Annotated in this window: 12 protein-coding genes; 5 read left to right on the top strand and 7 right to left on the bottom strand. The window is 60.9% G+C overall.

The genetic code is table 11. The features are described 5' to 3' along the window. Positions 1 to 62: 62 nt before the first annotated feature. From H3028_RS05515 to H3028_RS05495, 5 genes are all read right to left on the bottom strand, one after another. A complete protein-coding gene (locus tag H3028_RS05515; RefSeq protein WP_181296063.1) occupies positions 63 to 1,148 on the bottom strand; it encodes a polyamine ABC transporter substrate-binding protein in 1,086 nt (361 codons plus the stop codon). Between the two features lie 251 nt (positions 1,149 to 1,399). Next, on the bottom strand, positions 1,400 to 2,497 hold the full coding sequence (locus tag H3028_RS05510; RefSeq protein WP_181296062.1) for a polyamine ABC transporter substrate-binding protein: 1,098 nt from the start codon (positions 2,495 to 2,497) through the stop codon (positions 1,400 to 1,402). Positions 2,498 to 2,751: 254 nt separating this feature from the next. Beyond that, on the bottom strand, positions 2,752 to 4,110 hold the full coding sequence (locus H3028_RS05505; protein WP_181296061.1) for an aspartate aminotransferase family protein: 1,359 nt from the start codon (positions 4,108 to 4,110) through the stop codon (positions 2,752 to 2,754). Positions 4,111 to 4,184: 74 nt separating this feature from the next. After that, on the bottom strand, positions 4,185 to 5,540 hold the full coding sequence (locus tag H3028_RS05500; RefSeq protein WP_168422654.1) for a glutamine synthetase family protein: 1,356 nt from the start codon (positions 5,538 to 5,540) through the stop codon (positions 4,185 to 4,187). Positions 5,541 to 5,583: 43 nt separating this feature from the next. Continuing rightward, positions 5,584 to 6,330 carry a gamma-glutamyl-gamma-aminobutyrate hydrolase family protein gene (locus H3028_RS05495; protein WP_181296060.1) on the bottom strand — a complete coding sequence of 249 codons (747 nt, stop codon included), beginning with the start codon at positions 6,328 to 6,330 and terminating at the stop codon, positions 5,584 to 5,586. A 252-nt stretch (positions 6,331 to 6,582) separates the two neighbouring features. Here H3028_RS05495 and H3028_RS05490 point away from each other — a divergent pair, with 252 nt between their 5' ends. The 4 genes from H3028_RS05490 to aguA all read left to right on the top strand — a co-directional run bounded on the left by H3028_RS05490 (position 6,583) and on the right by aguA (position 11,014). Continuing rightward, positions 6,583 to 7,959: a glutamine synthetase family protein gene (locus H3028_RS05490; protein WP_181296059.1), complete on the top strand. Its 1,377-nt coding sequence runs from the start codon at positions 6,583 to 6,585 to the stop codon at positions 7,957 to 7,959. A gap of 169 nt (positions 7,960 to 8,128) precedes the next feature. After that, positions 8,129 to 8,788 carry a TetR/AcrR family transcriptional regulator gene (locus H3028_RS05485; RefSeq protein WP_181296058.1) on the top strand — a complete coding sequence of 220 codons (660 nt, stop codon included), beginning with the start codon at positions 8,129 to 8,131 and terminating at the stop codon, positions 8,786 to 8,788. A gap of 137 nt (positions 8,789 to 8,925) precedes the next feature. Beyond that, positions 8,926 to 9,804 carry an N-carbamoylputrescine amidase gene (gene aguB, locus H3028_RS05480; protein WP_181296057.1) on the top strand — a complete coding sequence of 293 codons (879 nt, stop codon included), beginning with the start codon at positions 8,926 to 8,928 and terminating at the stop codon, positions 9,802 to 9,804. Between the two features lie 94 nt (positions 9,805 to 9,898). Further along, entirely contained in the window at positions 9,899 to 11,014 is a 1,116-nt protein-coding gene (gene aguA, locus H3028_RS05475) for an agmatine deiminase (protein ID WP_181296056.1), read from the top strand. A 35-nt stretch (positions 11,015 to 11,049) separates the two neighbouring features. On the opposite strand, the gene H3028_RS05470 is transcribed toward aguA, so the two are convergent. Continuing rightward, positions 11,050 to 12,048: a sensor domain-containing diguanylate cyclase gene (locus tag H3028_RS05470; RefSeq protein WP_181296055.1), complete on the bottom strand. Its 999-nt coding sequence runs from the start codon at positions 12,046 to 12,048 to the stop codon at positions 11,050 to 11,052. A 143-nt stretch (positions 12,049 to 12,191) separates the two neighbouring features. Continuing rightward, the gene (gene desA / locus H3028_RS05465; protein WP_181296054.1) at positions 12,192 to 13,382 is read right to left on the bottom strand and encodes a delta-9 fatty acid desaturase DesA; all 1,191 of its coding nucleotides are present in this window, start codon (positions 13,380 to 13,382) and stop codon (positions 12,192 to 12,194) included. Between the two features lie 526 nt (positions 13,383 to 13,908). On the opposite strand from desA, the gene H3028_RS05460 reads away from it, so the two are divergent. Continuing rightward, the gene (locus H3028_RS05460; RefSeq protein WP_181296053.1) at positions 13,909 to 14,295 is read left to right on the top strand and encodes a response regulator; all 387 of its coding nucleotides are present in this window, start codon (positions 13,909 to 13,911) and stop codon (positions 14,293 to 14,295) included. Positions 14,296 to 14,302 lie beyond the last annotated feature (7 nt).

Here is a 14,302-nt window from a genome sequence, read left to right as displayed (position 1 = left end):
AGGCCCGGCCACGCCGGGAGTATCGGGTGGGCGCGACGGCACGCACCCACCACTTGTCGTCGTTACTGGCCGGACTTCACTTTGGTCCAGCTGCGGGTTTTCAAGCGCAACACCTTCTGCGGCAGCTCGGCGGAGACATACAGCCGATCCAGCACTTCCTGGGGCGGATAGACTGAAGGGTCATTGCGCACTTCCTGATCCATCAGTTCATCGGCGTTCAGGTTGGGGTTGGCATAGCCCACGTAATCGCTGACCGACGCGATCACGTCCGGCTTCAGCAAATAGTTGATGAACGCGTGAGCTTCGTCGACATTCTGTGCGTCTGCGGGAATGGCGAGCATGTCGAACCAGAGATTGCCGCCTTCCTTGGGAATCGAGTAAGCGATGTCGATGCCCTTGCCCGCCTCGTCGGCGCGTGCGGCGGCCTGGAAGACATCCCCCGAGAAACCGGCGGCAATGCAAATATTGCCATTGGCCAGATCGGAAATGTACTTGGACGAATGGAAATACCGCACGTATGGGCGCACTTCCAACAGTTTGGCTTCGGCCAAGGCGTAGTCTTCCGGGTTCTCACTGTTGGGGTCGAGGCCCAGGTAGTTGAGCATGGCCGGAATCATCTCGTCGGCCGAGTCTAGAAATGCAATGCCGCAACCGGCGAGCTTCTTGGCGTTTTCCGGCTCGAACAATACGGCCCAGGAATCCACCTTCTCGATCCCCAGCGCGGCGGTCACTTTCTCGACGTTGTAGCCAATGCCGTTGGTTCCCCAGAGATAAGGGGCAGCATAGGCGTTGCCAGGATCGTTCTTCTGCAGCTGCTTTAGCAGCGCCGGGTCCAGGTTCTCCCAGTTCGGCAGCTTGCTCTTGTCCAGCTTCTGAAAAGCCCCGGCCTGGATCTGCTTGCCGAGGAAATGGTTGGAAGGCACTACCACGTCATAGCCCGTACGGCCGGCGAGGAGTTTACCTTCGAGGGTTTCGTTGGAGTCGAAGACATCATAAACAGGCTTGATGCCGGTCTCTTTCTCGAATTCTTCCAGCGTGGTTTCGCCGATGTAATCAGACCAGTTGTAGATGTGAACGGTGGCGGCCTGCGCGGTAGCGGCGCCGCCAACGGCAGCGGCGATGATGAGCGACTTCAGTGTCGAGTGCATGGGATTGTCCTCTTGTTGCAGACCGCACCTGTCGCGGCGGGCGGAAGGCGGGCTGTTTATTGGAAAAACCTCGAAAAATCAACTGGAAGAACGCAACTGGCGATGCGGCCATGCTCCAGAAATAAACTGCACGCGAAGAATGCCGGCCAGAAATGCAGTTCCGTGCATGCCACCCTCCCGATAAGGATGCCGGCGGTAGTCCCGCCGGCGTATCGCCAGGCCGCTCCGAAGAGCCAGCCTGAGCGCCTCGATCAACGACCCGACTTGATCTTGGTCCAGCTGCGGGTCATGGTCCGTTGGGTTTTCGGATCGAGATCCGGGAAGGTGTAGAGCTTCTGCAGGACAGCCTGGCTCGGATAGATACCCGGATCGGTTCGGATCGCTTCATCCACCAGCGGCGTCGCCGCCGCGTTTCCGTTGGGGAACTGAACGTAGTCGGTAATCGACGCCATCACTTCGGGCTTCATCAGGTAATTCAAGAAGGTATGCGCGCTCTCGACGTTCTTTGCGTCGGCCGGAATGGCCAGCATGTCGAAGAAGGTGCCGGCGCCTTCCTGAGGAATGTTGTATTTCACCGTGACCGCATTGCCCGCTTCCTCGGCACGCGCCTTGGCCTGGTAAACGTCCCCCGAATAACCGATGGCGACGCAGACGTTGCCGTTGGCCAGATCGGAGATGTATTTGGAGGAATGAAAGTAGGCCACGTGCGGGCGGATCTGCATGAACAGCTCTTCGGCCTTCTTCAGCTCGTCAGGCTTGGTGGAGTCTGGTTCATAACCGAGATAGTGCAGCGCCGCTGGGATGATCTCGGTCGGCGAGTCGAGGAAAGAGACACCGCAGGATTTCAGCTTTTCCATGTTTTCAGGCTTGAACACCAGATCCCAGGAATTCACCGGGGCGTCTTCGCCGAGCGCGGCCTTGACCTTCTCGGGGTTGTAGCCGATGCCGATGGTGCCCCACATGTAAGGAACCGCGTACTGGTTGCCCGGATCGCTCGGCTCCAGCGCCTTGAGCAGATCCTTGTCGAGGTTTTCCCAGTTCGGCAATTTGCTCTTGTCGAGTTTCTGGAATACCCCGGCCTTGATCTGCTTGGCCAGGAACGGGTTGGACGGCACGACCACGTCATAGCCCGAGCTGCCCGCAAGAAGCTTGGCTTCCAGCACCTCGTTGCTGTCGAAGACGTCGTAGACCACCTTGATACCGGTTTCCTTGGTGAAATTGTCCAGAGTGTCTTCGGCGATGTAATCGGACCAGTTGAAGACGTGCAGCACCTTGTCTTCGGCCTGCGCAGCGCCAGCTACGGCGCCAGCCAGCGTCAGGGCAAGTAGGGTTTTGGCAAAGGGTTTCATCCGTGCAGCTCCTGTTGTCGTCGTTTTGTATCGGGGCTAGGGACAGGTCGGAAAGATGAACACCATCTCCCACCGCTTCCTGGCAGTAACTGGGTTGTGCCGGCATCGACACACCCCTCGGTAGTCAGGCCAAAGCACGCGCGCAGTCTGGCAAGGTCGGTGTCCGTTTTTCAACAACCCGAACGAGGTTCGCTCGCACGCTCGTAACATTAGTCCGTGCCGGCCGCTGAGCACTTTCGCTCGCACCCTTTCGGTCAGCCGAGCGCGTCCTTGGCGGTGGCATCCAGGCACAGGCGAACCTTGCCGATCAGCTCGTCGATCTGCTCTTCGTTTATCACCAGCGGTGGCGAGATGATCATGGTGTCGCCCACCGCGCGCATCACCAGACCGTTACGAAAGCAATGCTCGCGACAGAGCATGCCCACCCCCGGATCGGCAAAACGCTCACGGGTCTTCTTGTTCTTTACCAGCTCCAGCGCGCCGAGCATGCCCACACCCCTCGCTTCCCCCACCAGCGGGTGGTCGACCAGCTCCTGCCAGCGAGATTGCAAATAAGGTGCCGTCTTGCTCTTGACCCGCTCGACGATTTTTTCTTCGCGCATGATGCGGATGTTTTCCAGCGCCACCGCGGCCGCCACCGGATGCCCCGAATAGGTGAAGCCGTGGTAGAACTCGCCCCCCTCATTAAGGGTGTGCACCACTTCGTCGCGCACCACCACGCCGCCCATGGGTAGATATCCGGAGGTCAGTCCCTTGGCGATAGGCATCAGGTCCGGCGCGTTGCCGTAGTAGTCACTGCCGAACCACTCGCCGGTACGGCCGAAGCCGCAGATGACTTCGTCGGCGATGAACAGGATGTCGTAACGCGCGAGGATCTCGCGGATCTTCGGCCAGTAGCTGTCCGGTGGAATAATCACGCCGCCCGCGCCCTGGATCGGCTCGGCGATGAAGGCGGCGACCTTGTCTTCGCCCACCTCAAGAATCTTCTGCTCGAGCTGTTCGGCCACGCGCGTGCCGAACTCGTCCGGATCCAGATCACCACCCTCGCCGAACCAGTAGGGCTGGTCGATATGCTCAATCCCCGGGATCGGTCCATCGCCCTGCTCGTGCATCGCCTTCATGCCGCCAAGGCTGGCACCGGCGATGGTCGAGCCGTGATAGCCGTTCCAGCGACCGATGACGACCTTCTTCGCCGGCTGGCCCTTGATCGCCCAGTAATGCCGCACCATACGCAGCACAGTGTCGTTGGCCTCCGAGCCGGAACCGGTAAAGAACACGTGGTTCATGCCTTCCGGGGCGATTTCGGCGATGGCCTGGGCCAATGCCAGCGCTGGCGGATGCGCGGTTTGAAAGAACAGGTTGTAGTACGGCAGCTCGCGCATCTGGCGAGTCGCCGCCTCGACCAGCTCCTCGCGACCGTAACCCAGGTTCACACACCAGAGCCCGGCCATGGCGTCGAGGATCTTGTGACCTTCGCTGTCCCACAAATAGACGCCCTCGCCGCGGGTGATGATCCGCGTGCCCTTGGCGTTGAGCGCCTTGAAATCGGTAAACGGCGGCAGGTGATGGTCGCGGCTCAGAGCTTGCCATTGCAGGGTTTGCGAATCGCTCATCAGTCACCTCTTTTATCCGTGATTTTCGATGGATGAAAAACTCATCCACCCGAAGCCTCCACCCTACGACCGCTTTACACCGAGAGCATCAGGAACTCGCGTTCCCAGGAGCTGATCACCCGGTGGTAATTTTCCTGTTCGGCACGCTTGACCGCGACGTAGCCGGTGATGAACTTCGGGCTCAGGTACTTCTCGAGTTCGCGGCAGTTCTCCATCCGCTCCAGCGCCGCTTCCAGCGTCAACGGCAGGCGCAAGTTACGGCGTTCATAGCCGCGCCCCTTGACGGGCTGGCTCGGCGTCAGCTCCTCGACCATGCCGATGTAGCCACATAGCAGGCTGGCAGCGATGGCGAGATACGGATTGGCATCGGCACCTGGCAGGCGGTTCTCGACACGACGGTTCTGCGGGTCGGAATCCGGTACGCGCAGGCCGACGGTGCGGTTCTCCTCGCCCCACTCAACGTTCACCGGCGCCGAGGTGTCGGGCAGGAAACGGCGGAACGAATTTACGTTCGGCGCGAACAGCGGCAGCAGCTCGGGAATGTACTTCTGCAGACCGCCGACGTGGTGCAGGAACAGCTGACTCATGGTGCCGTCGCTGTTGGAGAAGATATTGCGGCCGGTCTCGTCGATCACGCTCTGGTGCAGGTGCATGGCGCTGCCCGGCTCGCCGGTCATCGGCTTGGCCATGAAGGTGGCAGCGACGTTGTGCTTGAGCGCGGCCTCGCGCATGGTGCGCTTGAATACCAAGATCTGGTCGGCCAGGTGCAACGCCTCGCCATGACGGAAGTTGATTTCCATCTGCGCGGTGCCTTCTTCGTGGATCAGGGTATCCAGATCCAGCCCCTGGGCCTCGCACCAGTCGTACATGTCTTCGAATAGCGGATCGAATTCGTTCGCCGCATCGATGGAGAACGACTGCCGGCCCGTTTCCTGGCGACCCGAGCGGCCGATGGGCGGCTGGAACGGCAGATCCGGGTCCTCGCAGCGCTTGGTCAGGTAGAACTCCATCTCCGGCGCGACGATCGGCTGCCAACCCTTGGCGGCGTACATCTTCAGCACCCGTTTGAGGATGTTGCGCGGCGAGATTTCGATGGGGTTGCCCATCTTGTCGTAAGTATCGTGGATCACCTGAGCGGTCGGCTCGATGGCCCAAGGCACCAGAAATACTGCGTCCGGATCGGGGCGGCAGAACATGTCGATATCGGCGGGATCGAGCAGCTCGTAGTAGATGTCATCCTCGACGTAGTCGCCCGTGACGGTCTGCAACAGCACGCTCTCAGGAAGGCGCATACCCTTCTCATCGAGGAACTTGTTGGTAGGGGAAATCTTGCCGCGGGCGATCCCGGTCAGGTCGCTGATCAGGCATTCCACCTCGGTGATCTTGCGTTCTTTCAGCCAGCCGGTGAGCTGGTCGAGCTTGCTGGACATATCGACCTCAAGAATTGTTGAAACGAGCGCCGTACCGGCCTGCTCAGCGCCGTTCTGCGCGTTCCCGGCAAGCGCGAGCAAAGCCCTCGAACAGTGCCAGGTAATAAGGGTGCTCATGCACCTTCCACTCCGGATGCCATTGCACGCCGAGCGCGAAGCCCTGCGCCGCTTCGACGGAAAAGGCTTCGATCAGCCCATCGGGCGCCAGCGCTTCGATGCGCAACCCGTCGCCGAGACGCTCGACGCCCTGGCCGTGCACCGAGTTGACTTCGATTTGCGACGGCAGGCCGAGACGCTCCAACAGACCACCGGGCTGCACGTGCAGGGCATGGCTGAGCCCGTACTGAATCTCGACTGGATCTTCGGCACGTTCACGGTGATCTGCGTAGACACCCGTCTCGTGCACCTTCTGGTGCAGGCTGCCGCCGAACGCGACGTTCATTTCCTGAAAGCCGCGGCAGACACCGAATACTGGGATACCCGCCTCGACCGCCAAGCGGATCAGTGGCAGTGTCAGTTGATCGCGGGATGGATCGTGCGGCGTACCTTCGGCGCTAGACGGCCCGCCATAACGGTGAGGTTCGACGTTGGACGGCGAGCCGGTAAAGAACAGGCCGTCTACGCTATAGAGGAGAGCAGCAGGGTCAATCAGATCGCCCAGCGCCGGGACGACCAACGGTAAACCGGCGATGGCAGCCGCGCGCAGGTACTTGTCACCGGCAATGTGGAAGCTGTGGTGGCCGATCTGCCTGGTACAGGCCGAAACGCCGATCAATGGCACGCGAGGCATGGGATACTCGTCTTTCCAGGGTGGGCTCGTCGGAGAGTAGTCTTGTTCATTTTTATAGACAATAGCCGACCGATCGACCTTCCGAAAGTCATCGCAGCGCCGCGCAGCTTTTTTCGGCACCGCCCCGAAACCGCCCACTGCGGGCACTATCGGGGCATTCAGAGGCGCTATTGACAGCGAGTGGGCTTTCCGATTGACTCCAAGACATGCTGTTTGGTGATTGAAATTTTTAACAATTAAGGTGTTTTCATCATGCTTCCGCCGCCGCGTGCCGTTCAGCTCAATGAAGCGAACGCGTTTCTGAAAGAACACCCGGAGGTCCAATACGTTGACCTGCTGATCGCAGACATGAACGGTGTCGTGCGAGGCAAGCGCATCGAGCGCGCCAGCCTGCACCGGGTGTACGAAAAAGGCATTAACCTCCCCGCTTCACTGTTCGCGCTCGACATCAATGGCATCACCGTAGAAAGCACCGGGCTGGGCATGGACATCGGTGATTCGGACCGGACCTGCTTCCCCATCCCCAACACCCTGAGCAACGAACCCTGGCAGAAGCGCCCCACCGCGCAGCTGTTGATGACCATGCACGAGCGCGACGGCTCGCCGTTCTTCGCCGATCCGCGCGAGGTGCTGCGCCAGGTGGTCAGCAAGTTCGATGCGCTGGGCCTGACCGTCTGCGCCGCGTTCGAGCTGGAGTTCTACCTGATCGACCAGGAGAACGTGAACGGTCGACCGCAGCCGCCGCGCTCGCCAATTTCCGGCAAGCGCCCCCACTCGACCCAGGTCTATCTGATCGATGACCTCGATGAATATGTCGACTGTCTGCAGGACGTCCTCGAAGGCGCCAAGGAACAGGGCATTCCAGCCGATGCCATCGTCAAGGAAAGCGCCCCGGCGCAATTCGAGGTCAACCTTCATCACGTTGCCGACCCGATCAAGGCCTGCGACTACGCGGTACTGCTCAAGCGACTGATCAAGAACATCGCCTACGACCACGAGATGGACACCACCTTCATGGCCAAGCCCTACCCCGGCCAGGCCGGCAACGGGTTGCATGTCCACATCTCGCTGCTCGACAAGAATGGCAACAATATCTTCGCCACCGACAATCCGCTGGAAAGCGAAACGCTGCGCCATGCCATTGGCGGCATTCAGCAGACCATGGCGGCGTCGATGGCCTTCCTCTGCCCCAACGTCAACTCGTACCGCCGTTTTGGCGCGCAGTTCTATGTCCCCAATGCACCTTGCTGGGGCCTGGATAACCGCACCGTGGCACTGCGTGTCCCAACCGACAGCGCGGACGCCGTGCGCATCGAGCACCGTGTCGCCGGGGCGGATGCCAACCCGTACCTGCTGCTCGCCGGCGTGCTGGCCGGCATCCATCACGGGCTGACCAATAAAATCGCGCCGGACGAGCCAATAGAAGGCAACTCCTACGAGCAGGTCGAGCAAAGCCTGCCGACCAACCTGCGCGATGCGCTGCGCGAGCTGGACGACAGCGAGATCATGGCGCGCTACATAGACTCAACCTACATCGATATCTTCGTTGCTTGTAAGGAGAGTGAGCTGGCCGAGTTCGAACACTCGATCTCCGACCTGGAATACAACTGGTACCTGCATACCGTTTGACCGGAAGCCCGGTTGCGCTAGGTCCGCCCCGCGCAACCGGCGGTTGGCTCAAGCCTGCCGACCCCGCTCGGCAACGGTACGCCTCTTCGCCGCGCATGCCATGAGTACGGCGCCCGTGGTGGCCTGCCTGTTTGCCATGAGGCAGCCAAGTGGCTTCCAATAGCCGACTATGAAAATACCCGACAGCTCGTCCCACCCCATTCCAAGCCGCAAGCCTCGCGCCAGCAGCCAGGCGCGTATCGCGCAGATCCTCCGCGCCGCTCGCGAGCTGCTTGCTGCCCAAGGCGTGGTCGGGCTTTCGATCTACAGCGTCGCCGAACGCGCCGGCATTCCACCGTCTTCGGTCTATCACTTCTTCGCCAGCGTTCCAGCACTTCTCGAAGCCTTGACCGCCGACGTGCATTCGGCCTTTCGTTCAAGCCTCGCGCAGCCCGTCGATCACCTGGCCCTGAACAGCTGGCAGGATCTGTCGCGGCTGATCGAGCGGCGCATGCTGGCCATCTACGAGGCGGACCCCGCGGCGCGTCAACTGATCCTCGCCCAGCATGGGCTGACCGAAGTGACTCAGGCGGACCGGCAGCACGACACCGAACTCGGCGAACTGATGCAGGTCCTTTTTGAACGGCATTTCCATCTACCCGCGCTGCCCGACGATGTCGAGGTATTCGCCCTCGCGCTGGAGCTTGGCGACCGGGTTTACGCACGATCAGTGCATTTGCATGGTCGAATTACTGCGCGAATGGCGGAAGAGGGTATGCGCGTCCTCGATGCGTACCTGGGGCTTTACCTGCCGCCCTTCCTGTCCAAGCGTGAGCAACCAAACGGATAATCGATACTTATCGGTAAATTTCTCGTCGGAAAAGCTGTTGCGGTGGAAAATAACACTTCAAAACCGGATAAGTATCGAATAGATTTCGCAACACCCGAGGCAGGGTCCACTCACGCCAGCATTCGCGAGGTTTTTCAATGTCCCGCACCGTTACCGTCGCCGCCACCCAGATGGCCTGCTCCTGGGATCGCCAAGCCAACATTGCCAATGCCGAGAAGCTGGTCCGTGAAGCGGCTGCCAAGGGCGCGCAGGTGATTTTGATCCAAGAGCTGTTCGAGACGCCCTACTTCTGCCAAAAGCCGAATCCCGAATATCTGCAGCTGGCCAGCTCCGTCGAGGAGAACCCGGCGATCCAGCATTTCCAGAAAGTCGCCGCTGAGCTGCAGGTTGTGCTGCCGATCAGCTTCTTCGAGGTGGCTGGCCGCGCGCGCTTCAACTCCATTGCCATCATCGACGCCGACGGCAAGGTACTCGGCGTCTATCGCAAGAGCCATATCCCGGACGGCCCCGGCTACCACGAGAAGTATTACTTCAATCCGGGCGACACCGGCTTCAAGGTCTGGAATACCCGCTACGCCAAGATCGGTGTGGCCATCTGTTGGGACCAATGGTTCCCGGAAACTGCGCGCAGCATGGCGCTGATGGGTGCCGAACTGCTGTTCTATCCAACGGCCATCGGCAGCGAGCCGCATGACCCGAACATCACCTCACGTGATCACTGGCAGCGGGTGCAGCAGGGCCATGCCGGCGCCAACTTGATGCCGCTGATCGCGAGCAATCGCATTGGCACCGAAGAACAGGACGGCTACGACATCACCTTCTACGGCTCCTCATTCATTGCCGACCAGTTTGGTGCCAAGGTCGAGGAAATGGACGAGACCAGTGAAGGCGTGCTGGTGCACCAGTTCGATCTCGATCAGCTTGAGCACATTCGCAGTGCCTGGGGCGTGTTCCGTGACCGCCGACCGAATCTGTATAGCCCAATCAAGACGCTGGATGGCTCGCTGGAGTCCTGATCGAACCTTTGACCTACAGTAGGAGCGCGAGCTGCTGCGCCGCATTACGAGCAAGCTCGCTCCTACAAGGCAGCGCACTCTACGGAAACGACCGATGACCACTCTCACCACCACGCCGCGTGCCGACGACTATCACATGCCAGCCGAGTGGGCACCGCATAGCCAGACCTGGATGGTCTGGCCGCAGCGCCCTGACAACTGGCGCGACCAGGGCGCGCCGGCGCAAGCGGCCTTTACCGCTGTGGCCAAAGCCATTGCGCGCTTCGAGCCGGTCACGGTCTGTGCCACCGCCGAGCAGTACGTGGCTGCGCGGGAGCAACTCGACGACCCGCGTATTCGCGTGGTGGAGATCAGTAGCGACGATGCCTGGGTGCGGGACACCGGCCCGACCTTCGTGATCAACGGCAAGGGCGGCCTGCGCGGCGTCGACTGGACATTCAACGCCTGGGGCGGGCTGAACGGTGGGCTCTACGAAGACTGGCAGCGCGACGACGAGGTGGCGCGCAAGATCCTCGAGATCGAACGTTGCGACCGTTACCGCACCGAGGGTTTCGTCCTCGAAGGCGGCTCGATTCATGTCGATGGTGAAGGCACGCTGATCACCACCGAAGAGTGTCTGCTCAACCACAATCGCAACCCGCACCGCTCTCGCGAAGAGATCGAACGGGTGCTGGCCGATCATCTTGCGATCGATAAGGTCATCTGGCTGCCATACGGACTGTACAACGACGAAACCGACGGGCACGTGGACAACTTCTGCTGTTTCGTTCGTCCAGGCGAGGTATTGCTGGCCTGGACCGATGATCGCGACAACCCCAATTACGAGCGCTGCCAGGCCGCCATGCGAGTGCTGGGGCAGGCGCGTGATGCCTGGGATCGACAACTGGTGGTACACAAGATGCCGATTCCCGGACCGCTGCACGCTACCGAAGAAGAATGTGCCGGTGTCGTGCCGCTGGTCGGCACCCAGCCGCGTGATCCCTCGATCCGCCTGGCCGGCAGCTACGTGAACTTCCTGATCGTTAACGGCGGCATCATCGCCCCGTCATTTGGCGATCCGCTGGATAGCGAAGCAGAGGCTATTCTTAGCCGCGTGTTTGCGCAGCATCAGGTCGTCATGGTGCCGGGGCGCGAGATTCTGCTCGGAGGCGGCAATATCCACTGCATCACCCAGCAGCAGCCCGCCGCGTCGAGCCGCGCTTCGGCGTAGCAATCACCATAGGCGCCGCCGGCCGATCACTCTGCTCAGGAGACGATCACCTGATTCTTGCCCAAGCGCTTGGCGGTATACATCGCCGCATCGGCCCGGGCAAACAACGCGCTCAGATCGGGATCGCCGGCCCTGAGGTAGGTCACGCCGAGGCTGATGGTGACACCGAAGCGCTGGCCGTCTGGGCTGGTGAACACTAGCCGTTGGATCTCGCGCTGCAGCCTCTCGGCGATCTGCTCGGCGAGGTCAGGCTGGCAGCCGGGCAACAGCAAAGCGAATTCTTCACCGCCAATGCGACCGAACAGATCGCCGCGGCGCAGCACGGATGACCCACACTGTGCCACGCGCTGCAGTACCTGATCGCCCGTCTGATGACCATGGGTATCGTTGATTCGCTTGAAGTCATCGATATCCAGCAGCTGAAACGCCAGCGGACTCGCGTATTGCCGGGCCAGGTCGAACTCGCGCTGAGCACATTCGAAGAAGTAGCGCCGGTTGCTGCTCTGGGTCAGCACGTCGGTGGTGGCCAGCCGCTGCAGTTCGCCTTCGAGCTGCTTCTTCTCCGTAATGTCTTCGGCGATGCCGACGATGATTGGCCCGCGCGCGCTATCCTCATTGCGCGCGATGAAGCACTTGTCGCTGAGCCAGCGCAGTTGCCCGTCGGCGCGGATGATGCGGTACTCACGCTCTTCGACGGCCCCCTTGTCCAAGACCTCGAGCATGCTGCGCTGAGCATATTCCAGGTCATCGGGATAGATGCTGTTGCGCCATTCGCCGAAATCCGCCAGCAGCAACGCGACGGAGCGGCCGAACACCTGCTCGTAGGCGGGGCTGACGTAGATCATCTGCTGGGCCTTCCAATCAAACGCCCAGAGTACAGCCTTGACCGCGCCCATCAGGGTGCTGAACAGCTGCTCTCTCTCGCTCAGGCGTTCAACCTCACCACGGGCATGCATGAGCGCCAGCAGCGTTTGCGCCTCAGTCGGAGGAAGAATGCCAACCCCCGTATCGCTTCGCGACTTCACCAAATTCATACCTGCGTTCCCAAATGGCGCCAGGCACCCAGCGGAGACCCACCAGGGGTTGCTGTCGCGTTAGCACCAGAATGCAGTTCAGAGAGCGTCGGCTGAGCAAAGTTCCGGCCTGCGCGCCCCTCGGAGAGCGCGCCGATCGGAGGTCATGCGTGGGCGACCGCCGGCCTCAGCGAGTAGGTTCTCAGGTGCTCGGCGAACTCGCGTAGCGAGTGGATACCGCTGGCTTCAGCATCCTGCACCCACTGTTTCATCGCGGCGAGCATGTCATGGCCGTTGGCGCTGGTACGGGTCCAGATCTGTTGCAAGGCCAGACGCTGCTCGTAAATGATGCGCAGCGACTGGCTCTGCTCCAGGATCACCGCGATACGCGCCTGTTGCTCATCCTGCAGCAGGCTCGGTTCACGCGACAGCAGCCGCTTGGCCCGGCGAAACTGATGGCGCATCGAGGCATCGGCGCGTTCCAGCTCCAGGCGCACGAGCGGTTTGATCACCAGCTTTCGGTATTGCGCCATGATCTGAAAGCGGTTGTTGAGTATCGCCATGGCGCTATCCATGTCCAACTGATGCTTGGGCGTGACGCGGTGAGCGATGGGCGCGGTGCGATTCACTTTCGCCAGACCAAATACGCTGAACAGCTTGATCCAGGCCCAGCCCATATCGAACTCCCACTTGCGCACCGACAGCTTGGCCGAGTTCGGATAGGTATGGTGATTGTTATGCAGCTCTTCGCCGCCGATGAGGATGCCCCACGGCAGCAGGTTGGTCGCCGCATCACGGCATTCGAAGTTGCGATAACCCACCGCATGTCCGAGCCCGTTGACCACCCCGGCGGCCCAGAGCGGAATCCAGATCATCTGCACCGCCCATACGGTCAGGCCGATTACACCGAACAGCGCCAGATCGAGGCCAAGCATCAGGACGATGCCCAGATTGGGAAAGCGCGAATACAGGTTGCGCTCGATCCAGTCGCCCGGGCAGTTCTTGCCATAGATGCGTAGGGTTTCTTCGTTCTTCGCTTCTTCCATGTACAGCTCGGCGCCACGGGTTAACACCGTGCCCAGGCCTTTCTGTACCGGGCTGTGCGGGTCGTCCGGCGTTTCGCATTTGGCGTGGTGCTTGCGATGGATGGCCGTCCACTCGCGGGTATTCATCGCCGTGGTCAACCACAACCAGAAGCGGAAGAAATGCTTGAGCCCAGCATTCAGTTCGAGCGAACGGTGAGCGGAATAGCGGTGCAGATAGACGGTGACAGCGATAATTGTCACATGAGTCAGCAGCAGAGTGGCCGCGACCACTTGCCAGGCCGAGAGGTTTAGAAATCCGGTGTACCACATGTGTAGCAGCCTCGCAGCGAAGAAAAACACGGGCCGGCAGCGCCAGCGCCGGGCCATTATCTGCCCATGACGATACATTGCGCGCCCGCCCGTCGCAGTAATGCGGTTTTTCGACGGACGCCGGGGTACGCAGATACCGAATAAGACAACGGACTGCACGGCTCGTCTGTGCGCGGTTGACGCGATGGACCGCTCTAGCTCAACGATCACCGCAAGCTCGCCAACGTTCGGTGTCGCTCGGCTCAAGATGCTGATCAACCGATCGGCGGCAGACGATGAGCAAAACGCCTAAGCTGAATGAAATCGCCTCCTGATACAGCGTCAGACCCGAGCGGCACGGCATTCCGACCGCGACAGGGTGCGGACCGCAGAATCTGGCTCGATCCGTTTCGCCCGACGCGTCAGCCGGATTCGTGACGGTCCCGGGCGCTGCTTTCCGCCGAGCTATTTTTCCTGAGCAATGCGCCAGCCGACGATCAAACTGCCAAACTGCTATCGAGTGCTGGAGCGCTGCTGGAGGTCCCGCATGACCGAGCTGAAAAGGATTCTGCATGTCGAGGACGACCCATCCATCCAGGCGGTCGTCAAAGTAGCGCTGGAGGCGATCGGAGGTTATCAGGTGCTGTCCTGCTCGTCCGGTCTGCAGGCGCTGGGAGAGGTTGAACGGTTCGCACCGCAGTTTATTCTGCTCGATGTGATGATGCCGGGCATGGGCGGCACGGAAACCCTCACCCGGCTCGGCGGACAGGTCGACCTGGCGCAGGTACCGGTGGTCTTCATGACTGCCAAGGCTCAGCCCGGCGAAATCGAAAATCTGCGCAAACTCGGCGCACGCGACGTGATCATCAAACCGTTCGATCCGATGCGCCTGGCCAGCCGGATCCAAGCAATCTGGGAAGCCGGTGACGCATAAACCGCCG

Source organism: Pseudomonas sp. Q2-TVG4-2 (assembly GCF_013620795.1).
Taxonomy (GTDB): domain Bacteria; phylum Pseudomonadota; class Gammaproteobacteria; order Pseudomonadales; family Pseudomonadaceae; genus Stutzerimonas.
Note: the sequence above shows the minus strand (reverse complement) of the source record. Positions and strands in the feature narration are given on the sequence as shown.